Genomic DNA, 21,062 nt, shown 5'->3' with positions numbered 1-21,062 from the left:
ACCGTGCCTCCGTACGACGACCGCGATGCGCATCGTCCGGCGGTCGGCCGGCCGGCGGCCCTGAACCGACGCCCGGTCGCTGCCTGTTGGAGCACGCGTGCGGAGGCTTCGGCACGGACCGCCTCCGCGCGCGGGGGCCGTCGGGCGGAGTCCGTGCACCGACGCACCGCGCGTCGAACGCAGCGGGCCGAACGCACGGCACGCCGTAGGCAGGCGGGCCGGGGGCGTCAGGGTCTCCGCGCGCAGGGGTCATGCCCCTCGCGCGTCAGTCCCCCCGCGGCCTCAGTCCTCCCCGCATCAGTCCCCCCGGGCGTCGACGATGCGGCGGATCTTCCCCACCGACCGTTCCAGCGACTCCGGTTCGACCACCGCGACCTCGACGCTCACCCCGATCCCGTCCTTGATGCCCTGCACGATCGCGGCCGTCGCCGAGGCCCGCTGCTCGGGTGTGGCACCGGGACGGGCCTCGGCCCGTACGGTCATGTGGTCCATCCGCCCCTGGCGCGTCAGATGGAGCTGGAAGTGCGGGGCGACGCCGGGTGTACGGAGGAGGATCTCCTCGATCTGGCTGGGGAAGAGGTTCACCCCGCGCAGGATGATCATGTCGTCGCAGCGTCCGGTGATCTTCTCGATCCGCCGGAACGCCGGTCTGGCGGTGCCGGGCAGCAGCCGCGTGAGGTCGCGGGTGCGGTAGCGGATGACCGGCATGGCCTCCTTGGTGAGGGAGGTGAAGAGGAGTTCGCCCCTCTCGCCCCCGGACATGACCTCGTCCGTCACCGGGTCGACGACCTCGGGGAAGAAGTGGTCCTCCCACACGTGCAGGCCGTCCTTGGTCTCCACGCACTCCTGCGCGACACCGGGGCCGATGACCTCGGAGAGGCCGTAGATGTCCACCGCGTGCAGATCCAGCCGCTCCTCGATCTCGTAGCGCATCTCCTCGGTCCACGGTTCCGCGCCGAAGATGCCGACGCGCAGGGAGGTGGAGCGCGGGTCGATGCCCTGGCGCTCGAACTCGTCCAGGAGCGTGAGCATGTAGGAGGGCGTCACCATGATGATCTCGGGCCTGAAGTCCTGGATGATCTGCACCTGGCGGGCGGTCATGCCGCCGGAGGCCGGGATGACCGTACAGCCGAGGCGCTCGGCGCCGTAGTGCGCCCCGAGCCCGCCGGTGAACAGGCCGTAGCCATAGCTGATGTGGACCTTGTGGCCCGGGCGGCCGCCGGCCGCGCGGATGGACCGGGCCACCACGTCGGCCCACACCGACACGTCCCCCTCGGTGTAACCGACCACGGTGGGGCGGCCGGTGGTGCCGCTGGAGGCGTGGATGCGCCGGATCTCGGTCTCGGGCACGGCGAACATGCCGAAGGGGTAGGTGTCCCGCAGATCGGCCTTGGTGGTGAACGGGAAGCGGGCGAGGTCGGCGAGCGTGCGGCAGTCCTCGGGCCGGATCCCTGCCTCGTCGAACTTCCGCCGGTACAGCTCCACATGGTCGTACGCATGACGCAACGTGGCCTGCAGACGGGTGAGTTGCAGGTCCTGGAGTTCGCCCGGGCTCATACGCTCCGCGGCGTCCAGCTCGCCGGTGTCCGGCGCTGCCCCGAGCCTCGCCCTGGCTCCTGACCGGGCCGATGAGTTCGTCATGCGGTCCACCACCTTGCTCCCTACCGACCGACCGTTCGGGTGGGTGCGGCCCAGTAATCCAGCCGGGGCGCCGGGTGTCAAGGGCTGTGGACGCCGGTGGTCGGGCCGACCGGCGCAACCGCCACGGCGGAGCCGCGTACTGCTCCGGGCGGGCCCCGATGAGCAGGTCCCGCAGCGCGGCGGGCCGGACCGGGAACGCCCAGCACCTCGGTGATCCGGAGGAACGAGGTGTGCGTGACACCGCGCGTACGCGCCTCGCTCTCGAACCGGTCGAGCTCCTCCAGCACGGCATCGCGGTCCGGCTCCGGGGCCGTACGGTCCGCGCGCCGCGCAGCTGCCGACTGCTCCCGCTCGTCGTCGATCTCGGAGGAGCCGCAGATCTCCCGGCTGTGCCGCTCGGCCTCCTCCAGCTACGTCGGGCCGCGCGGGTAGGACGGCCCGACGTCCGGAGACGGCCCGGTGACGAGGGCCGGGTTCGGGGGCCGGGTCCGAGGCCTGGGACCGGGGCGGGGTCCTGCGCCATGGTCCGGGCCCCGTGCCCCAACGACCCGGACCGGCACCAGTGAAGGCGGACAAGGTGCCCGTAACGGGCGTGTGTGTCAGGCCGATCCGTGCCGCCTCCCGCAGTAGCGTCGTACGTCAATCGTGCCCGTCGGATGTGGGGATGCCCGTGCAGCAGTCGTTTCTCCTGATCCTCATGGGCCGGTTGACGGGCAAGCGCTGGTGGCGGAAGTTCCATGTGCGGGCGGCGCTCTGGGTGTCCCTGGCGACGGTCGTCATCCTGCTCGCCGGCTCGGCGCTGGTCGTCCCCGCCGAGGAGGGCGCCCCGGGCGCCAACATCACCTCCTTCCCCAAGGCCGTCTGGTGGTCGATCGAGACGGCGACGACGGTGGGGTACGGCGATCTGTACCCGGTGACCGCCTGGGGCCGGGTCATCGCCGCGGTGCTGATGCTGGCCGGGATCACGACGTTCGGCATGGTCACGGCGGCCATTGCCACCTGGTTCGTCGGCAAGGCCGAGCAGGACGCTCACCGGCTGGGCACGGAGATGCGCCAGTACACGCGGGAGAGCGAGGACGAGCTGAGCACCGAACTGCGCGCACTGCACGCTCGGTTCGACCACGTCGAGCGACTGCTCGCCGACCACGGCGAGCGAGGGCGGTAGGAGCGCCGGGAGGACGGGAGGACGGGGGGACCGGGAGCGCCGGGAGCGCCGGGAGCGCCGGGAGCGCCGGGAGGACCGGAGTACCCAGGGGCACTAGGCGGCCGACGGGCGTTCGTCGCCGTACCCGGTCCTGCGGGTGCGCGGCACGGTGAGGTCGATGTCCCGCAGGAACTCGGCATTGCCGGAGGTCCGCTTCATCCTCTCCAGCAACAGCTCGATGCCCTGGTGCGCGTCCCGGTCGTGCAGAGCCCGGCGCAGTCTGCGGACGATGGCCAGCTCGTCCGGCGGGACGAGGATCTCTTCGCGGCGCGTGCCCGAGGGGTCGACGGCCACGGCGGGGAAGATCCGCTTGTCGGCGAGGGACCGGTCGAGACGCAGCTCCATGTTGCCGGTGCTCTTCAGTTCCTCGAAGTAGTAGTCGTCGGCGCGGGATCCCGTCTCGACGAGCGCGGTGGCCAGGATCGTCAGCGAGCCCCCGTTCTCGATGTTCCGCGCGGCGCCGAACAGGCGCTTGGGCGCATGCAGCGCGGACGAGTCCACGCCACCGGTCAGAATCCGGCCGTTGCCCGGCGCGCTGTTGTTGTGGGCGCGGCAGAGCCGGGTGAGCGAGTCGAGCAGGATGACGACGTCCTGCCCGAGTTCCACCAGGCGCTTGGCCCGTTCGACGGCCAGATCGGCGAGCGCGGTGTGGTCACCGGCCGGGCGGTCGAAGGTGGAGGAGACGACCTCGCCGCGCACGGAGCGCCGCATGTCCGTGACTTCCTCGGGCCGTTCGTCGAGCAGCACCATCATCAGGTGGCACTCGGGGTGGTTACGGGCGACGGCCCGGGCCAGGCTCTGCAGGAGCATCGTCTTCCCGGTCCTGGGCGGGGCCACGATGAGCCCGCGCTGGCCCTTGCCGACCGGCGCGATCAGGTCGATGACCCGGGTCGTCAGGTCGCCGGGCCCGGTCTCCAGCCGCAGCCGCTGCTGCGGGTGGAGCGGCGTGAGGTCGGCGAAGCGGGGGCGGTCGGTGAGGTCGCCGGGCTCACGGCCGTTGACCCGGTCGACGCGGACCAGGTAACGGCGCTTGTCGCGCCGCGCGTCCTGCCCATCGGTTTCGGGGGCCGCGCCTTCGATGAAGTCCCCCTTGCGCAGGCCGAGTCCGCGCACCTGCGCGGTCGGCACGTACAGGTCGTCGCGGCCTACCAGGTAGCCGTCGGTGCGGAGGAACCCGTGGTGTCCGGCGAGGTCGAAGACCCCCTGCACCGGTACGAGTACCTCGTCGGCCGTGGCGGTGCCACCGACCGGCGAGGTGGTGCCGCGGGCGCGGGTCGCGCTCCGCCGGGAGGGGCGTTCTGTGGTCGTACTCATGGAAAGTCCTTCTGTGGATGGGGTGATGAGAGATCCGCGCGCGCCACAGGTGAGGCGGGGGCGGACGGGCCGCGGGCAGAGCGGGATGCCGGGAACGGGCGCCCGGGAACGGGAGACCGTCGCCTCGGCGGAGCCGCGCGCGGCCGGAGGCGGCAGCGCGGGTCGGGCGCATGCCATCGCGCGAGGCCAACTGCTGTGAGAAGAAGACGACGTCGCGAGGATGTTTCGCGAGAGTGCCGCCACCGTGCGCCGGCCGGGAAGGCGGGCGAGGAGCATCCGGTGGGGGAGCCTCGGCAGGGGCGCCGAACCCGCGGCGCACTCCATGCTTCACTCGCAGCGTAGCACCGGTCGGCCCGGTGTCACGAGGGTCGGTGTCAGCGGGCCGGGTCCACGGGGTCTGGTGTCACGGGGCCGGTGTTATGAGGGCCCGTGTCACGAGCGCGAGCCTCGGCCGGGACAGCGCGACGAGCTCAGGCGGCGAGGAGCCGCGGCAGCGAGGGGCTCGGGCAGCGAGGGCGCCGCAATGGGCCGGCCCGTCCCGAAGGGAGGGACGGGCAGCCGGGATGCCGCGGGAAGCGCGGCTGGTGACGGGGCGCGCTCAGGCGCAGCTCGGGCCGGTCCCGAGCATGCCGGGCGAGGTACGGCGCGTGCGGTGCGTCGTACGACGGTTGTCGTTGCGGGAGAGCGAGGCCCATGTCACGCGTACGGTCTTCCCGTACGGCCGCGGTACGACCTCCACGCCCGTGGTGAGGCGGCGGACGATGTGCCATCCGTGGCCTCCGGCGCCGGTTATGTCGGGCGCGCGGACGGTCGGCTCCTCACCGCTGGCGTCGTCCACATCGACGACGAGCCCGTGGCGGCGCCCGCGCATCTGGCGGATCTGGAGGCGCCACCAACCGGTGGTGTGCCTGACGGCGTTGGTGACGAGCTCCGAGACCACCAGCACCACATCGTCCGGATCCGCCCATGGACAGGACCGGGCCACGTAGAGGGCCGTGACCTCTCGCGCCTGCGAGATGTCTCCCTTCCGGGAATCCAGGACTACTTCCATGAGATGGATACCTCCTGTTGTCCCACCTGCCCCGGCCGCACCGGGGCTAAGCAGACCCGAGGCGCGGGAGGCGCGGGAGGGCGGTTGGGGAGCGTACGGCCACGGCCCGTCGAACAGCACCTAGGCCTGGCGCTTCCGCTGCCACCAGTGGTGCCGCCGCGGATGGAGCGCACGGCCGGCGCGGCGGCCGGCGATCAGATATCCCAGCAGAGCGCCCGAGAGGTTGAGGATGACGTCGTCGATGTCGAAGGCGCGGCCCTCGACGATCGCACCCTGGACGAGCTCGACCATCGTCATCACCGCGACGGTGACGACGCCGACGCGTACGAGGCCCCGTGCCTTGGGGACCAGCACCGGCAGCAGCAGCCCGAACGGCACGCCGAGCAGGATGTTGCCCCCGATCTGCTTGAACGCGTCGCGCAGCGCGGGCTGGTCCAGGTAGGCGCGGATGGAGTCGCCGGGGTGCAGGTTGCTGTGCACCAGAGACGCGGATGCGGACGAGGGGGCGAGCGTCAGGCGGGCGAGAACCACGGCGAAGGCGACCATCGCGACGAACGCGACGACCATCGCCAGAGTGCGCCACAGCGCGGTTGTCCAGGATCGCTGCTGTGTCGCCGTCGACCGCTTGCCGGCGGTGCCGCCCGACTTCTTCGCCGCGCCGGAACGGCGGGTCTTCGTGGCCGAGCCCACGCTCCTGGCCCTCTTCGCGGCCCCGGAGATGGCCTTCCTGGCCGTGTTCCCGCGCTTGCCTCGGGCCTTGTTCCTGGCCGTTCCCGAGCGTTGTGGGTTCTTGCCGGCGGTGCCGGGGCCCTTCCATGTCATCGTGCCGAGAATGCCGGTGCGCGGCATTGTGATGTCACCCCACAAGTTCGTGCGACCGCTGAGCCGGTCGCCTGGCGCTGCGCTTGCCCCGAGCCGACGGGCACACGCCTGCCGCCGAGGGAAACCGGTGACACGGTGGGGTTCCTGCGTGCCCGGCCCGAATTCCGCCGCCCTGCGGCCTTCGTTCTTGTTTCGCGCCTGCGGCGCAAAGAGCGGGCATCGGGGTGGCAGGGGGCGTGGTTGAGGTTCGTGTCCGTGGCAGGGCCGGTGACACGACGGGGTTCCGGCAGGCGCGCTTGGGCCCTGCGCCTGCCCGGGTACTCGTTGTGGAACTGCTTGCCTCCGGTCAAGTGTTTCTGCAGGGGGACCCCAGGGGCGGCTCAACTGACGACCCTGGCTGGGCGCCATGGTCGGTCTGTCGCGCAACCTCACAACGGCCGCATCCCGGACACCCGCCCCAGCCATGCCGCCGCCCGCGCCGATGCTCAATCACCCACCACCGCGCCGCCGCCCGGGCAACGACCGTCGCCCCCACCAGGCAGACCGCCCCACCGCGCCCCGAACGCAGCGTCGCACCGCTCTCGTATCGCGTCTGCGGCACAGGGAACGAGCACCGGGCAGCAGGAGCTGGGGCCGGGGTCCGCGTCCGCGGCAAGCGCCGGTGACACCGCGGGTTCCCGCAAGCGCCGGTGACACCGCGGGTTCCCGCAGCCGCGCTCGGGGGCCCTGCGGCTTCTCCGTTACCCGTTGTGGGATTGCTTGCCTCCGGTCAAGTGTTTCGACAACGAGCCCCTGGAACCCGCTCGATCGGCGACCCGGGCGAGACACCGTGGCCGGCTCTGCCGCGCAACCGGACGACGGCCGCACCCCGAGCCCCCCGCCGGCCCGCCCGCTCCGATGCTCAAACGCCGGAACGGGGGTAGGCGGACCCGCATGAGACGTTGGCGAGAGGTCCCCGGACGCAGTCCTGGAGGGTGGATCACCCCGCGGAGAACGCCGTTGCGGCAGCGCCGGATGGGCAAGTTCCGCTCGTTGCCCTCCTGGGGCGGTGGTGCGGGCGAGGGCCTGATGTGGGCCGGCGCCGCCGCGGCGATCGGCGCCATAGGCGGGCGTACGGCCCGCAGGGCGGCGCTGCGCGGAGTCGGGTCCCTGGCCATTGCCACGGCGATCACGCGGACGATCACCCGCCCCTCCAGTGGACGCCACGGGGCGTCCGCGGTCCCCTTCGGCCGTTCGGCGTCGGCCGCCGCGTTCGCCGTCGGCGCCGCGCTGGAGGCGCCGCGCTACGGCCTCGGGGCCGCGCCGGTGGGTGCGGCCATCGCCGCCTCGCGGCTGCGCGCGGGCGCGAGCGGCCTCGGTGACGTCCTCGCCGGGCTGGCCATCGGCGGGTTCGCCGCGGCGCTGACCTGCCACTGGTGGCCGCTCAAGCCGGAGAAGCCCGCGGGTGCGGTACCGCCGCGCCTGCCGGCCCCGGCCCTCCCCGCCGGGGCCGGACTCTTCGTGGTGGTCAACCCCGGGTCGGGGGTCGCCCTGGGTACGGGCGACTCGGCCGCGCCGACCGAACGGCTGCGCTCCCTGCTGCCGGAGGCCGAGATCACGGAGCTGGAACCCGGGGACGACCTGGGTGCGCTCCTGGACAAGGCCGCGAGCCGGGCGGCCGGTTGCGGCGGGGCACTCGGGGTGTGCGGCGGCGACGGCACCCTCAACGCCGCGGCAGGGGCGGCCGTACGCCACGGAGTGCCGCTCGCGGCCTTCCCTGGAGGGACGTTCAACCACTTCGCCGCGGACCTCGGCGTCGAGTCGCTGGAGGAGGTCGCCAACGCGGTCGGGGAAGGGGCCGCGGTCTCGGTCGACCTCGCCCGCGCGTCCTCGCCGGACGGTGCGGAGGAGCAGGTCTTCCTGAACACCTTCAGCATCGGGGTCTATCCCGAACTCGTACGGGCCCGGGAGAAGCTGGAGGACCGGATCGGCAAGTGGCCGGCGCTTGCCATCGGGCTGACGCGGGTCCTCGCCAGGACCGGCCCGATCGATGTGGCCGTCAACGGCGAGCCGCGCCGGCTGTGGCTGCTGTTCGCGGGCAACGGGGTGTACCACCCGGCCGGGTTCGCGCCCACCTACCGCCCCCACCTGGACGACGGGCTGCTCGACATCCGCGCGGTGGACGGCAGTACGCCGTTCGCCCGGACCCGGCTGCTGGTGGCGATGCTCACGGGAACCCTGCACAGCTCCCGCGTCCTGGTCGCCACGCAGATGCGCCGGCTGCGGCTGGACGGCCTGTCCGCGGCGCCGCACTTCGCGTACGACGGTGAGGTCTCGCAGGGGCCGGTGGACAGTCTGGTGCTGGGGAAGTCGGTGCGGGCCCTGACGGTGTACCGGCCGGTGACGGAGCACGACGAAGTGCTGGGACTTCCCGCGGCGGGGCGGCCTCAGGCATAGGTCCGGTGACCTGCCTCAGGCGTAGGAGCCGGTGCCCTCGGGCCCGGCCCAGGGCTTCGGGCCGGGCCGGGCTCTTCGGGCCCGGCCCAGGCTCTTCGGCCTCGGGCGGGGTGGAGCACCGGCAGCGCAGGTACGGGCCCAGGTTCGGGCGCAGGTATACGAGCCCAGGTATGGCGGTCGGGCCCCCGTCGTGCCGTGCTCAACTCATCGTTGGGACCGCGCTCGACTCGCCGGTCCGGTCCCACGCCTCGACTCGCCGACGCCGTACCTCCCACGCCGTGGAATGGCGCGGACGAAGAACGGCGGCCACGACATCGTTCGTCGTGGCCGCCGCGGGACGCCGTGGGCTTTCGCCGGATCACTGCTCGGTGAGCAGACCCCGTCGCAGCTTGTCCATGGCCCGGGCCAGCAGGCGGGAGACGTGCATCTGGGAAACGCCCAGTTCGGCACCGATCTCGGACTGCGTCATGCTCGCGCCGAAGCGCATCTGCAGGATTCTGCGGTCCCGCGCGCCGAGCTCCTCCAGCAGCGGCTTGAGCGCGTGCAGATTCTCCACCGTCTCCAGGGCCGGGTCGATTTCGCCCATGCGGTCGGCGACCGACCCGCCCGCCTGGTCGCTGTCCTCGTCGAGCGGCGCGTCCAGCGATGCGGCCGTGTAGCCGTTGCTGGCCATCAGTCCGTCGATGACCTCGTCCTCGCTCAGATCCAGGTGCTCGGCGAGCTCCGTCGTCGTGGGAGCGCGGTTCAGGCGCTGGAACAACTTCTCATTGGCCTTCGCCAGGTCGATGCGCAGCTCCTGCAGGCGCCGCGGCACGTGGACCGACCAGCTCGTGTCGCGGAAGAAACGCTTGATCTCGCCGACGATGTAGGGGACGGCGAAGGTGGTGAACTCGACTTCCCGCGTCAGGTCGAACCGGTCGATCGCCTTGATGAGGCCGATGGTGCCGACCTGAACGATGTCCTCCATGTCCTCGGACCGGTTGCGGAACCTCCGGGCCGCGTACCGGACGAGGGACAGGTTCAGCTCGATAAGGGTGTTACGTGCGTATTGGTGCTCGTGCGTGCCTTCTTCGAGTACCGCCAGCCGGTCGAGGAAGATCCTGGTGAGGGAGCGCGCATCCTTGGGCTCAACGCTCAACGGGTTCTCGATCAGGGGCAGGCCGGTCTCTTCAGCGCCACTCGCTCGCGCAGGCTTCCCCGCTGTCAGGTCGGATGGAACTGCGGATGTCGTGGTGTTCACGTCGTCCTCCATATGTCGAGTGGACGCAGGGCGCCTACCCGGTCTCTCACATGGAACACATGCCAGTCTACTCAATGGGCGTTATGTCCTGGTTTTGCATCAAGATTTCAGGGGGTCGTCTCGAATCCTGACCACTTCGCGCCACTCCTCGGTCGGTATGTCCCCTTCTGTTCAGTCCCGTCCGCGCGCCCGCCTGAAGCGGGCGAGGCCGTCCGCGAGGTCGATCAGGGGCTCGGGGTAGCCGGAGCAGGCGCGCTCCGGGTCGGACCGCTTCCACGGTTCGTGCACCGCCTTCCCCGGGATTCCCTCCAACTCGGGCACCCAGCGGCGTACGTACGTCCCGTCGGGGTCGAAGCGCTTGCCCTGGACGACCGGATTGAGGACCCGGTTGGGGCGTGTGTCCGTGCCCGTCCCGGCCGCCCACTGCCAGTTGAGCTGATTGTTGGCGACGTCTCCGTCGACCAGCAGATCCAGGAAGTGGCGGGCGCCGACCCGCCAGTCCACGTACAGCGTCTTGGTGAGGAAGCTCGCGACCAGCAGGCGTCCGCGGTTGTGCATCCAGCCCTCGTGGCGCAGTTGCCGCATCGCCGCGTCGACCATGGGGTAGCCGGTCCGGCCCTCCTTCCATGCCGCGGTCTCCTTCTCGGCCTGCCGCCCGGACCTCCAGCGGTCGTGGCGCGTGCGGTAGTCGGCGCGGGACGCGGCGGGGCGGGCGGCCAGGACCTGGTGGTGGAAGTCGCGCCAGCAGATCTGGCGTACGAACGCCTCGGCGCCCGGGCCGCCGTCCTTCCGTGCCCGGTGGACGACTTCGGCGGGCGACAGGGTGCCGAAGTGCAGATGGGGGGAGAGCCGTGAGGTCGCGTCGGCGGCCAGGTCGTCGTGCCGGTCCTCGTAGTGCGCCAGGTTCGAGCGCTTCCAGGCGGCGAGGCGGCGGCGGCCCTCTGTCTCCCCTCCGCCGGCCAGTGCCGCCGAGGTCCCGGAAACCTCCGCACGGGAGGGTACGGGGTCGGATCGGATGCCGTCCGGCACGCGTACGGCGCGCGGCGCCCCGAGCGGATCGCGCAGTAGTTCCTGCGACCAGCGCCGGAAGTACGGGGTGAACACGGCGAAATGGTCCGAGTCCGCCGGGGTCACCGAGCCCGGGGCGAGCGCCGTGATCACCGCGTCGTGGACGTGCAGCAGCCGCCCCTCCGACTCCAATGCGTCCCGCAGCCGTACTTCGCGCCGCTGGGCGTAGCCGCTGACCCCGGCCGCGATGTGCACGTCCCGGGCTCCGGTCTCCGCGGCGACCTTGCCGACCTGGTCGACGACGTCGCCGGAGCGTACGACGAGCCGGCCGCCGCGGTCGCGCAGTCCCGTGTCGAGGTCCGCCAGGCAGTCCGCGAGGAAGGCCCTGCGGTTCGGTGCGTCGAAGCCGGCGGCCGCGATCCCGTCGTCCCGGACGAACAGCGGCACCACGGTGTCCGCGGACAACAGGGCCGCGCGCAGGGGCGGATGGTCGTGCAGTCGCAGGTCGGAGGTGAAGAGGACGACCGACACTGTCATGGCGCGTCTCCTGGCGGGGCGGTCGCAGCGGTAGCAATGGTCACAACGGTCATGGGTGCGGCGTCCGGTGCCCGGCCGGGACCGCGCCGTCCATCCTGTCGCCGCCGGCCACGCGAGGCCGGGAACCGGGCGGCAGTACCGCCCTCGCGGGGGACAAGTCGCCACATGATTGACACGTCAACGGGAGGAGTCTAGGTTGGCCGCGGCTTAGTTGATACGTCATCTAATTGACGACGTGCGGGCCGCCATGGCCGTCATCGCTCACGGTCCGGCCCGCGCACATGACCCCCAACCGGTGCGCACGTCGAGGGAGACAGAACCATGCCGACGACCAACCATCAGCCCGAGCCCGACGGTCTGCCCCCGAACCGGCGGTCGATCCTCAAGTACTCGGCCCTCGCCGCCTCGGTGCCCGCCGCGGGCGTCCTGCTCGACCAGTTCGCCCGTCCCGCGACGGCCGCGGCGAGCGAGACCGCGTACGCGCCCGTCCCGCCGTCCGCCCGCGGGCCCGAGATCCCGGAGAAGGGGTATGTGGTCCAGGAGATCCGGGACCGGCTGTACTGGATCACCGACGGCACGTACCAGATGATCTTCCTCGTCACCGGCGAGGGCGTCGTGGTCGTCGACGCGCCGCCGACGCTCGGCCACAACATCCTGCGCGCGATAGCCGAGGTGACCTCCGAGCCGATCACGCACATCGTCTACTCGCACCACCACGCCGACCACATCGGCGCCGCCGGCATCTACCCCCGCAACGCCGTGCGCATCGCGCACGAGCGGACCCGCCGCCTGCTGCGCGAGGTCCCCGACTCCAACCGGCCGCTGCCCACCCGGGTCTTCTCCGACTCCTACCGGCTCCAGGTCGGCGACCAGACCCTCGAGCTGTCCTACAAGGGCCCCAACCACAGCCCCGACAACATCTTCATCCACGCACCCCGGCAGCGTGTACTGATGCTCGTCGACGTCGTCTTCCCCGGCTGGGTCCCGTTCAAGAACCTCGCGATGTCCACGGACATCCCCGCCTGGATCGACGCCCACGACCAGGCACTGGAGTTCCCCTTCACGACGTACGTGGGCGGGCACCTCACGCGGCTGGGCACCCGTCACGACGTGGAGATCCAGCGGCAGTACATGCGCGACCTCGAGGGGAGCGCACGGCGGGCCATCGAGGCGGTGGACCCGGCGCCGATCTTCGCCCAGTACCCGGACAACCCGTGGGCGGTCTTCAAGACGTACATCGACGCCGTCACCCAGCACGCCACCGACCGGGTGGTGCCGCAGTGGACGGGGCGGCTGGGGGCGGCCGACGTCTTCACCTACGACAACGCGTTCGCGATGTTCGAGGCCCTGCGGATCGACTACGGCGTGCTGGGGCCGTTCGGCGTACGGCCGTGAGGCGGCACGGGGCGTAGGGCGCCGGGCGGGGGCCCGGACTCCCACCGGCGCGGGACCCCGATTCCCACCGGCCCGGCCTCTCGTCCGTCAGCAGGGCGCGCGGACTCCCGCCGGCCCGGACTCCCGTCAGTCAACGGGGCGCGGGGCTTCCCGCCGCACGGCTTCCCGACCGTCGACCTCGCGGTGACGGTCGGGAAGCCGGGCCGGGTCAGCCGCGAGCCGTGGCCCCTGGCGCCGCGGGTGTGGTCGCCGGTGCGTCCGCGGCGGCGCTGTCCAACGCCCGGGAACGCGACGGGAGTTCGGCGACGACGGAGAAACCGCCGCCCGGTTCGGGTCCCGCGGCGAAGCCTCCGCCCAGCAGCCCGACGCGCTCCTCCAGGCCCACCAGACCGCTCCCGGTCCCGGGCAGGCGCCGCACGGTTGCGGTCTCCGGCTCCGGGCCGTTGCGGACCGCCGCGCTCACCGACTCCTCCTCCACGTCCACAAGGACCCTGACCGGGGTGGACGCCGCGTGCTTGTGCACGTTCGTGAGCGCCTCGCGGACGACCCGGTGCAGTGCGCAACGGACGCGGAGCTCGGCGTCGGTGAGGTCGTGGCCGCGCCAGTCCAGCTCCACGTCGATCCCGCCCTGCCGCGAGGCATCGACGAGTTCCTCGATGTCAGCCCGTGTGCCGACGTCGCCCCCCATCTCGTAAGGACCGGTATCCGCCCTCAGCACGCCGAGGATGTCGCGGAGTTCCTCCAGCGCGTTCCGGGCCGTGGACCGCAGCAGCTCGGCCTCCTTGCTCATCTCCGGCGCCTTGCCCGCGACCGCGAGCTCCAGGCCGCCCGCGTACAGCGAGATGAGCGTGAGCTGATGGCCGAGGATGTCGTGCATCTCCTCGGCGATCCTGGCGCGTTCCTGCAGGCGTGCCTGGGAGTCGGCCAGCCGGTTCGCCCGCTCCAGATGGGCGGTGCGCTCGCGCATCGCCAGCATCAGCCGCTGCCGCTGTCCCACGAACGCACCGGTCAGCGCGCAGGAGACCAGGAACAGCGCGGTGAACAGGGCGGCGGCGCCGAGTTGGGCGAGGCCGAAGCCGCCGATGCCGCCCGGCGCCGTCAGGTACAGCAGCGTGGCCGGCACGGTCACCACGGGGATCAACGCGATCAGGCCGGGCAGCGGGATCGGTCCGGTCCCGCTCCGGCCGGAGCTGATGCGGCGCGGGGCGTCGAAGGCGACGAGCACCGCGGCGAGGCCGGAGGCCTCGAATGTGAAGAGGGGCACCGTCGCGAGCAGGGCGACCGAGGGCGCCCACCGGCGCAGCGGAATCACCACGGCGGTGGCCAGCGTCCACAGCGTGGCATCCAGCCTCGACCCGCCGCCGAAGAACGGATACATGAGGAACGTGGGAAGGCAGACGGCGAGAACGAGCGCGATCTCGCCTGCCACGGTCCTGCGGGGCGTGGCCGCGAGGCGCCGTCCGGCCCGGCGCAGCGCGGCCGCTGTTCCGTCCTTCGGCCCGGCCCGTCGTATCGGTCGCATGCGTTGTCTCCTCCCGGTGAATGCCGCCGAACCTAGCCGCGCGGGGGCGGGGGCGAATCCGCCGATGGTCGGTGGTGCTCCGGCCGATCGTCAGGGGTGGGAGGGCCGATCGTCATGGGGGTCCCGGCTCCCGTACGTCCTGGTGCTCCCGCTCGCGTACGTCCTGACGCCGGGGAGTCGGGACGTCATCGCCCTCCGGTGGCCGTACGTCCCGGCCCTCCGGCCGGATGCCGGCGTCGCGGGCGAGGAGGGCCGCCTGCACGCGGTTCTCGCAGCCGAGCTTCGCGAGGATCCGGCTCACGTACGCCTTGACCGTCCCCTCGCTCACCACCAGCTCCTGGGCGATCTCCCCGTTGGACAGCCCGGTGCCGACCCTGGCGAGCACGGCGCGCTCGCGGTCCGTCAGCGCGGAGGTCCGCTCGCACGCCTGCGTTCGCGCCGTCTCGCCCTCCAGGTACTGGTCGAGGAGACGCCGGGTGATCTGCGGGGAGACGATCGCGTTGCCCTCGGCCGCGGCGCGCACGCCCTGGATGAGCTCGGTCGGCGGGGTGTCCTTGAGCAGGAATCCGGCCGCACCGGCGCGCAGGGCGCGGGAGACGTTCTCGCCGTCGCTGAACGTGGTGAGCATCAGGACTGCCGTACGGGGGACGGCGGCGGCGATCTGCTCGGCGGCGGCGAGACCGTCCAGGCGCGGCATCCTGATGTCGAGCAGGGCGACGTCCACGTGGTGCCTTCGGGCCAGCTCCACCGCCTCCCTGCCGTCCGCCGCCTCGGCGACGATCTCGATGTCGACTGCGTTGGACAGGACGAGGCGAATGCCGGCGCGCACCAGATGCTCGTCGTCGGCGACGAGGACGCGGATCGCGGGGGCGTCGGTGGGCGGCACGGGTGGCACTCTCCGGGGTCGGGGTCGGGGGCGTGGCGGCGTGGGCGTGGATGACGGCGTTCCGGTCGCCCATGGTTGTCACGTCAACTATGCTGGGGATGCTGTGTTGCCGACAGTGTTACCGAACAGGCACGACGACTGAGAAGGGTCTTGCGGTGACGTTCCCGAACGAAGGTGTGGAGATCACCCGTCTCCTTGTCGTCTCCGACATGGACCGATCACGCGCGTGGTACGAGAACGTGCTCGGGGCCGACCTGTACCGCGCGTACGGCGGGGACTCCTGTGTGCTGACCCTCCTCGGCACCTGGCTGCTGCTCGTGACCGGGGGCGGGCCGACCGACGACAAGCCCGGAGTGACCTTCGAGCCGCCCGCCGACCCGGGACGGGTCGCCTCGGAGCTGATCTTCCGCGTACCCGACTGCCGGCAGGCGTACGAGACGCTGCGCGGGCGCGGAGCGGAGTTCCTGACGCCCCCGGTGGACCGGGGTTACGAGGTGCGGGCCTTCTTCCGCGACCCCGACGGGTATCTCTTCGAGATCAGCGAGGTCGCCGGCTGATCCGCGCGCACGGACCGGCGTCCCCCCGCTCCCGCCGGGAGCGGGGGCGGACCGGTGGATATCCTCGGGGCATGAACGATCCCCGATGGCTGGACGACCTGGAGAACCGCGCATGGCGCGGGTACGTCGCCATGAGCCAGCTCCTCGAGACCGAGGTCAATCGCGGATTGAAGCAGGACGCCGACCTCTCGATGTCCGACTACCGGGTGCTCGTACCGCTGTCCGAGGCCGAGGGGCACCGGCTGCGCATGCAGGATCTGGCGGCCGAGGCCCACTACGAGAAGAGCCGGCTGTCGCACCAGATCCGCCGCATGGAGGTGCGCGGGCTGGTGCGCCGGGAGGAGTGCCCGACCGACGCGCGCGGCGCCTTCGCGATCATCACGCCGGAAGGGCTGAAGGCCATCCGCATGGCGGCCCCGCTGCATGTCGCCCGTGTGCGCCGCATCCTGATCGACTCGCTCACGCGCGACCAGCTCAACTGCCTCGCCGACATCGCGGCGGGTGTGGTGGACCGACTGCGGACCCCCGCCGACGCCACCGCCGAGACGCCGGGCGACTGACCGGCACGCCGGAACGTCGGGCGACTGAACCGGCACCGCCGGGACCTGGGCGACTGGCCGGTACCGCCGGAACGTCGGGCGGCTGAACCGGCGCCGCAGGGACCCTGGGCGGCTGAACCGGCACCGCCGGGACGGCGACGCCTGAAGCCGTACGCCTCGCGGTGCCGCGGCATCCGCGGCATCCACGGCTCCCCGGGCTGCCAGGGCGCCGACGTTCCTACGCATCCCCGGAAGCGGTCCTGACCTGCTTCTTCTGCACCAGCTCGCCGTCCTGGAAGCAGAACCTGTAGACCAGCCTGCCGTCGCCGGGCTGCGGCGCGACGGAGAACCGGTACGTGCACTCCGAGCCGTCCGGGCGGGAGGGTTCCCGGCCCTCGACGGCCTTCGCCGCGTCGTCGTCGCTCTCGCGCACCCGGCGCTGCGCATCGGAGCGTTCCTGGCCGAGGCGCGCCTCGTCGAACTCCTGCGGACTCATCTCCGGCATCGTCCACGCTTGGATCAGGACGACCGCGGTGGGGCCGATCAGGAACCAGGCCATGATCAGGCCGAGGAAACCCAGACCGATCTTCGCGGCAGTGCTCATGGGCGGGCTCCTTCCGGTGTGCGGCGGTGCGGGTGCGCGGCCGTGGGACCCCACTGTCCCGGCCGTGCCCGCCGACCGTCATCGGCCGATCGGCCAGACGTCCGGGCCGAAAGTCGAGCCGAGCCGAGCCGAACCGACGGGCGAACGACAAGCCGAACCGGCAGGGCGAACGGCCGGCCGAACCGAAAGGCGAACGGCAAGCCGGCCCCGAAAGCCGAACCGCACGGGTGATCCGAAAGCCGGCCCCACGGCAGTCCGCCGCCGAAATTCGGTTGTCGTCCCCTCGGGCGGTCTGCTGCACTGCCCCACGACGACCGAACGACCGAGGAGATGGTCACCGTGACCGCACCCATGTCCACCCCGAAGGAATTCCCCTCTTCCTCGAAGGACATGACGCTTGGTGCGCTCACTCAACCTCGGAATTCTGGCGCATGTCGACGCCGGTAAGACCAGCCTGACCGAGCGGCTGCTGCACGCGGCCGGAGTCATCGACGAGATCGGCCGCGTCGATGACGGCAGTACCCAGACCGATTCCCTGTCGCTCGAACGGCAGCGCGGGATCACGATCAAATCCGCGGTCGTGTCCTTCGCCGTCGACGATGTCACCGTCAATCTGATCGACACCCCCGGCCACCCGGATTTCATCGCCGAGGTGGAGCGGGTCCTGAGCGTCCTCGACGGCGCCGTCCTCGTCGTCTCCGCCGTGGAAGGGGTTCAGCCGCAGACCCGCGTGCTGATGCGGACCCTGCGACGGCTGCGCATTCCCACGCTCGTCTTCGTCAACAAGACCGATCGCCGCGGCGCGCAGGCCGGTCGTCTGGTCCGGGCCATGTCCGAGAGGCTGGCGCCGGCGATGGTCCCGATGGGCGCGGTCACGGGGCTCGGCACGCGTGGGGCCGCAGTGCGCCCGTACGGTGCCGCCGACGCGGACTTCAGGTCCGCGCTGCTCGATGTGCTCGCCGGTCACGACGACGCGCTGCTCGCCGCCTATGTCGACGACGAGGCCGGGATCTCGTACGAGCGGCTACGGGCGGAGCTCGCGGCGCAGACGCGGCGGGCCCGGGTGCATCCGGTGTTCTTCGGGTCGGCGATCACGGGTGCGGGTGTGGACGCGCTGACCGCCGGCATCCGGGAGTTGCTTCCGGCGGCCGGGGGCGATGCCGAAGGGCCGGTGTCCGGCACGGTCTTCAAGGTCGAACGGGGCCCGGCCGGCGAGAAGATCGCGTACGTACGGATGTTCTCGGGGACGGTGCGGATGCGGGACCGCCTGCGGATCGGCGCTTCCCCGGCCGCGCCCGACGCCGGTGCCGCCCCCGACGCCGGTGCCGGGACGCACTCCGGGGCCGGGACCCACACCGACGCCACCGACGACAGCCCTCGCGCGGAGGCCGGTGACACTCCTCGTACCGGGGCAGGCAACGGCGCCGAACGGGCGGGCGGCGAAGGCAAAGTCACCGCTGTCGGCCTCTTCGAGCGCGGTCCGGACGTGCGGACCGCGCCCGTCTCCGCCGGCCGGATCGGCAAGCTCTGGGGGCTGCACGGCATCCGGGTCGGCGACACCATCGGCACCGCACCCCCGCCGTCGGCGCAGCAGCGGCACTTCGCGCCGCCCACCCTGGAAACCGTCGTCGCGCCCTGCCGCCCGTCCGACCGCGGTGCGTTGCACGCGGCGCTCACCCAACTCGCCGAGCAGGACCCGCTGATCAATCTCCGTCAGAACGACATCCGGCGGGAAATCTCCCTCTCGCTCTACGGCGAGGTGCAGAAGGAGGTCATCCAGGCAACGCTGGCGGACGAATTCGGGATCGGCGTCACCTTCCGCGCGACGACCACGATCTGTCTCGAACTCCCGGACGGCACCGGCGAAGCCGTGGAATTCATGGACAAGGACAAGGAGGTCAATCCGTTCCTCGCGACTGTCGGGCTGCGTGTCGAACCGGCGCCGGCCGGGTCCGGTGTGGAATTCCGGCTGGGGGTCGAACTCGGGGCGATGCCCTACGCGTTCTTCCGGGCGGTCGAGGAAACGGTCCACGAGACCCTGCACCAGGGGCTGCACGGATGGCAGGTCACCGACTGCCGCGTCACCATGACGCATTCCGGCTATGCGCCCCGGCAGAGCCACGCCCACGCCGTCTTCGACAAGAGCATGTCGAGCACCGCCGGGGACTTCCGCCGGCTGACGCCGCTGGTGCTGATGAGCGCGCTGTCCCGCGCGGGCACCACGGTGTACGAGCCGGTGCACCGCTTCCGTCTGGAGATCCCCGCGGACACGTTCGGGTCGGTGCTTCCCGCGCTGGGGCGGCTGGGAGCCGTTCCCTACGCGCCGGTCGTCCGCGGAACCTCGTACGTGCTGGAGGGCGAGGTTCCGGCGGCCTCCGTGCACGCGCTGGAGCAACGGCTGCCGGGGCTCACGCGCGGCGAGGGCGAGGCGGAGTGCGCCTTCGACCGTCACCGGCCGGTCAGCGGCCCGGTTCCGGCCCGGGAGCGGTGGGATCACGATCCGCTCGACCGCAAGGGCTATCTGCTCCGCGTCGTACGGCGGGTGACGGGGTAGCCGCCGTACGGCACGCGGCACCGTGGAGCGGCCGGGCCCTGCCGCTCCACGGGACCACCCACGGAAACGGCATTCCGCTGATGCGGACGAGAGGACTACGGTTTCCTCATGAGAGGCGCACAGCGGGGATCGGCGTGGTGACCAGGGAGTCTCCGCTTCCCACAGCGCGCGCCGAGGACGTCCTCGCGCTCATGCAGCATGCGGGCGGGCCGGGCGCGGTGCAGGCCGTCCTGCGGTGGCTGGCCCGGCGTACCGGGGGCGCCGTGGCGCTGGTGACGGGCGACGGGGCCGTCCTCGCATCGTCGCCCGCCCGGCCGCGGTCCGAAGTCGGCGCTGCCGTCACGGAGTTGCACCAGCGCGGTGTCTCCTCGGCGGTGGTCCCGGGCAGAGGGTCGCGCACCGTGCACGTCGTGGCGCTGGGCCACGAGCCGTATCTGACGCTCGACAGCGGCGACAGCCACCGGCACGGCACCCTGCTCGCCGACGCCGCCCGCATCCTCGGGCTCTGCTGGCAGCTCGAGGAGGCCGAACGGGCATGGCGCCGGATGGAGTCGACGGAGGCGTACAGCAGGGAGGCCGTCCTGCACCTGCTGATGATCGGCAGCGTGGCCGCCGCCCACCGGATCGCGGGCGCGATGGGCCCCCAACTCCCCAGCCCCACCCGGGTCTACGTCGTGGAGTGCCCGGAGCGGCGGCGGCAGGTGATCGCCGAGCGGCTCGGCCGGCTCGGCGACGGCCGGGCATGGATCGTCCCGTGCCCGGTCCGCCTCGACCACCTCATCGCGCTCGTCCCGGCCGCCGCCGGACCGTGGGAGCAGACCATCGTCCAGCAGGTGCCCGAGTGCCGGATCGGCGTGAGCGACGAGGTCGCGCTGCGGGAGACCGCGCTCGGCTACGAGCAGGCGTTCCATGCGCTGGCGGTGGCGCGAACGGCGCCCGGCGGGCGGGCCCGGTTCAGCCGCCACATCAGCCTCGCGCCGCTGCTCGGGCCCGAAGGGGCCGCCTGGGCCGCGCAGTTGCTGGGCCCCGCTCTGGCGTACGAGCCCGTACGGCGTGCCGACCCCGGAGCGGAGGAGCTGCTCGGAACGCTCGGCTCCTGGCTGGCCTTCGGCACCGCGGCCGGCCGCCATCTCAAGATCCACCGCAATACGCTCGCCGCCCGCATGCGGCTGATCAAAGAGCTGCTGGGGCTCGACCTCACCGGCAGCCTGGCCGACCAGTCGGCGGCCTGGCTCGCCCTGCGCCTGCGCGCGGCGCACCCCCTGGGCTCGGGCCATCAGGCCGACCTGCGGGCGCTCCTGGACGCCCCGGCTGCCCAGGCGTGGGCCCACGCCCAGCTCGCCCCGCTCGGCCCGGCCACCGACACCGTACGGGCCTGGCTGCGCGCCGACGCCAGACTCCCCGCGACGGCGGCCGGCCTCGGTATCTCGCTGCCCGGCGCCCGCAAGCGGCTGAACCGGGTCGAAGAGAGCCTGGGCCGCTCGCTGCTGCACGCGCCGAGCGCCAAGTACGAACTGTGGCTGGCGATGACGGCGCTGGGAGAGCTCTGAGCCGCCCCGCCCGGCACGGGCACTGTGCGATCTGAAACCGCCCGCCCCCGCACTGTGCGGAAGGAACCTCGCCGCACCCCCGCCCGGCGTCTAACGTCCCTCTTGCGCGACACAGCCACCCCGTTGGGGAGCACGCCACCACGTCCACGGGGGAGTCGCGGAGGCGTGCTCCCTTACGGGGCGGCTGACACCCGACGCCGAC

At 72.1% G+C, this 21,062-nt stretch carries 15 protein-coding genes and 1 pseudogene; 7 read left to right on the top strand and 9 right to left on the bottom strand.

From position 1 onward, the window contains the following. Positions 1-297 precede the first annotated feature (297 nt). Complete coding sequence (paaK, locus tag ACGFNH_RS21300; RefSeq protein ID WP_393656160.1) at positions 298-1,557, bottom strand: phenylacetate--CoA ligase PaaK; 1,260 nt, start codon at positions 1,555-1,557, stop codon at positions 298-300. A 748-nt stretch (positions 1,558-2,305) separates the two neighbouring features. Here paaK and ACGFNH_RS21295 point away from each other — a divergent pair. Next, a complete protein-coding gene (locus ACGFNH_RS21295) occupies positions 2,306-2,806 on the top strand; it encodes a potassium channel family protein (RefSeq protein ID WP_393655930.1) in 501 nt (166 codons plus the stop codon). Between the two features lie 93 nt (positions 2,807-2,899). On the opposite strand, the pseudogene rho reads toward ACGFNH_RS21295, so the two are convergent. The 3 genes and pseudogenes from rho to ACGFNH_RS21280 form a co-directional block, all read right to left on the bottom strand. Then, positions 2,900-4,072: pseudogene (rho, locus tag ACGFNH_RS21290) on the bottom strand (transcription termination factor Rho); the annotation flags it as partial. Between the two features lie 685 nt (positions 4,073-4,757). After that, positions 4,758-5,210, bottom strand: coding sequence for an ATP-binding protein (locus tag ACGFNH_RS21285; RefSeq protein ID WP_393655928.1), 453 nt, complete (start codon positions 5,208-5,210; stop codon positions 4,758-4,760). A gap of 120 nt (positions 5,211-5,330) precedes the next feature. Beyond that, complete coding sequence (locus ACGFNH_RS21280) at positions 5,331-6,032, bottom strand: VanZ family protein (protein ID WP_393655926.1); 702 nt, start codon at positions 6,030-6,032, stop codon at positions 5,331-5,333. Positions 6,033-7,031: 999 nt separating this feature from the next. Between ACGFNH_RS21280 and ACGFNH_RS21275 the strand changes: the two genes are divergently transcribed. Continuing rightward, the gene (locus ACGFNH_RS21275; protein ID WP_393655924.1) at positions 7,032-8,468 is read left to right on the top strand and encodes a diacylglycerol/lipid kinase family protein; all 1,437 of its coding nucleotides are present in this window, start codon (positions 7,032-7,034) and stop codon (positions 8,466-8,468) included. A gap of 358 nt (positions 8,469-8,826) precedes the next feature. Here the strand turns inward: ACGFNH_RS21275 and ACGFNH_RS21270 are convergent, their stop codons facing one another. Beyond that, the gene (locus ACGFNH_RS21270) at positions 8,827-9,720 is read right to left on the bottom strand and encodes an RNA polymerase sigma factor SigF (RefSeq protein ID WP_393655922.1); all 894 of its coding nucleotides are present in this window, start codon (positions 9,718-9,720) and stop codon (positions 8,827-8,829) included. Between the two features lie 159 nt (positions 9,721-9,879). Next, positions 9,880-11,253 (bottom strand): cryptochrome/photolyase family protein, encoded by a 1,374-nt coding sequence (locus ACGFNH_RS21265; RefSeq protein ID WP_393655920.1) that lies wholly within the window; start codon positions 11,251-11,253, stop codon positions 9,880-9,882. Positions 11,254-11,574: 321 nt separating this feature from the next. Here ACGFNH_RS21265 and ACGFNH_RS21260 point away from each other — a divergent pair, with 321 nt between their 5' ends. Further along, positions 11,575-12,648: an MBL fold metallo-hydrolase gene (locus ACGFNH_RS21260; RefSeq protein WP_393655918.1), complete on the top strand. Its 1,074-nt coding sequence runs from the start codon at positions 11,575-11,577 to the stop codon at positions 12,646-12,648. Between the two features lie 208 nt (positions 12,649-12,856). On the opposite strand, the gene ACGFNH_RS21255 is transcribed toward ACGFNH_RS21260, so the two are convergent. Then, complete coding sequence (locus ACGFNH_RS21255) at positions 12,857-14,170, bottom strand: sensor histidine kinase (RefSeq protein WP_393655917.1); 1,314 nt, start codon at positions 14,168-14,170, stop codon at positions 12,857-12,859. 112 nt (positions 14,171-14,282) lie between these two features. After that, positions 14,283-15,056: a response regulator gene (locus ACGFNH_RS21250; protein WP_393655915.1), complete on the bottom strand. Its 774-nt coding sequence runs from the start codon at positions 15,054-15,056 to the stop codon at positions 14,283-14,285. Positions 15,057-15,211: 155 nt separating this feature from the next. On the opposite strand from ACGFNH_RS21250, the gene ACGFNH_RS21245 reads away from it, so the two are divergent. Together ACGFNH_RS21245 and ACGFNH_RS21240 are read left to right on the top strand one after the other, a co-directional pair. Further along, entirely contained in the window at positions 15,212-15,613 is a 402-nt protein-coding gene (locus ACGFNH_RS21245) for a VOC family protein (RefSeq protein WP_393655913.1), read from the top strand. Between the two features lie 71 nt (positions 15,614-15,684). After that, entirely contained in the window at positions 15,685-16,173 is a 489-nt protein-coding gene (locus ACGFNH_RS21240; RefSeq protein WP_393655911.1) for a MarR family winged helix-turn-helix transcriptional regulator, read from the top strand. A 217-nt stretch (positions 16,174-16,390) separates the two neighbouring features. Here the strand turns inward: ACGFNH_RS21240 and ACGFNH_RS21235 are convergent, their stop codons facing one another. Beyond that, positions 16,391-16,756 (bottom strand): hypothetical protein, encoded by a 366-nt coding sequence (locus tag ACGFNH_RS21235; protein ID WP_393655909.1) that lies wholly within the window; start codon positions 16,754-16,756, stop codon positions 16,391-16,393. Positions 16,757-17,156: 400 nt separating this feature from the next. On the opposite strand from ACGFNH_RS21235, the gene ACGFNH_RS21230 reads away from it, so the two are divergent. Beyond that, entirely contained in the window at positions 17,157-19,310 is a 2,154-nt protein-coding gene (locus ACGFNH_RS21230) for a GTP-binding protein (RefSeq protein ID WP_393656158.1), read from the top strand. Between the two features lie 137 nt (positions 19,311-19,447). Beyond that, positions 19,448-20,860 carry a helix-turn-helix domain-containing protein gene (locus ACGFNH_RS21225; protein WP_393655907.1) on the top strand — a complete coding sequence of 471 codons (1,413 nt, stop codon included), beginning with the start codon at positions 19,448-19,450 and terminating at the stop codon, positions 20,858-20,860. The last annotated feature ends 202 nt before the right edge of the window (positions 20,861-21,062 follow it).

The organism is Streptomyces sp. NPDC048639, assembly GCF_043199075.1.
Lineage (GTDB): Bacteria > Actinomycetota > Actinomycetes > Streptomycetales > Streptomycetaceae > Streptomyces.
Note: the sequence above shows the minus strand (reverse complement) of the source record. Positions and strands in the feature narration are given on the sequence as shown.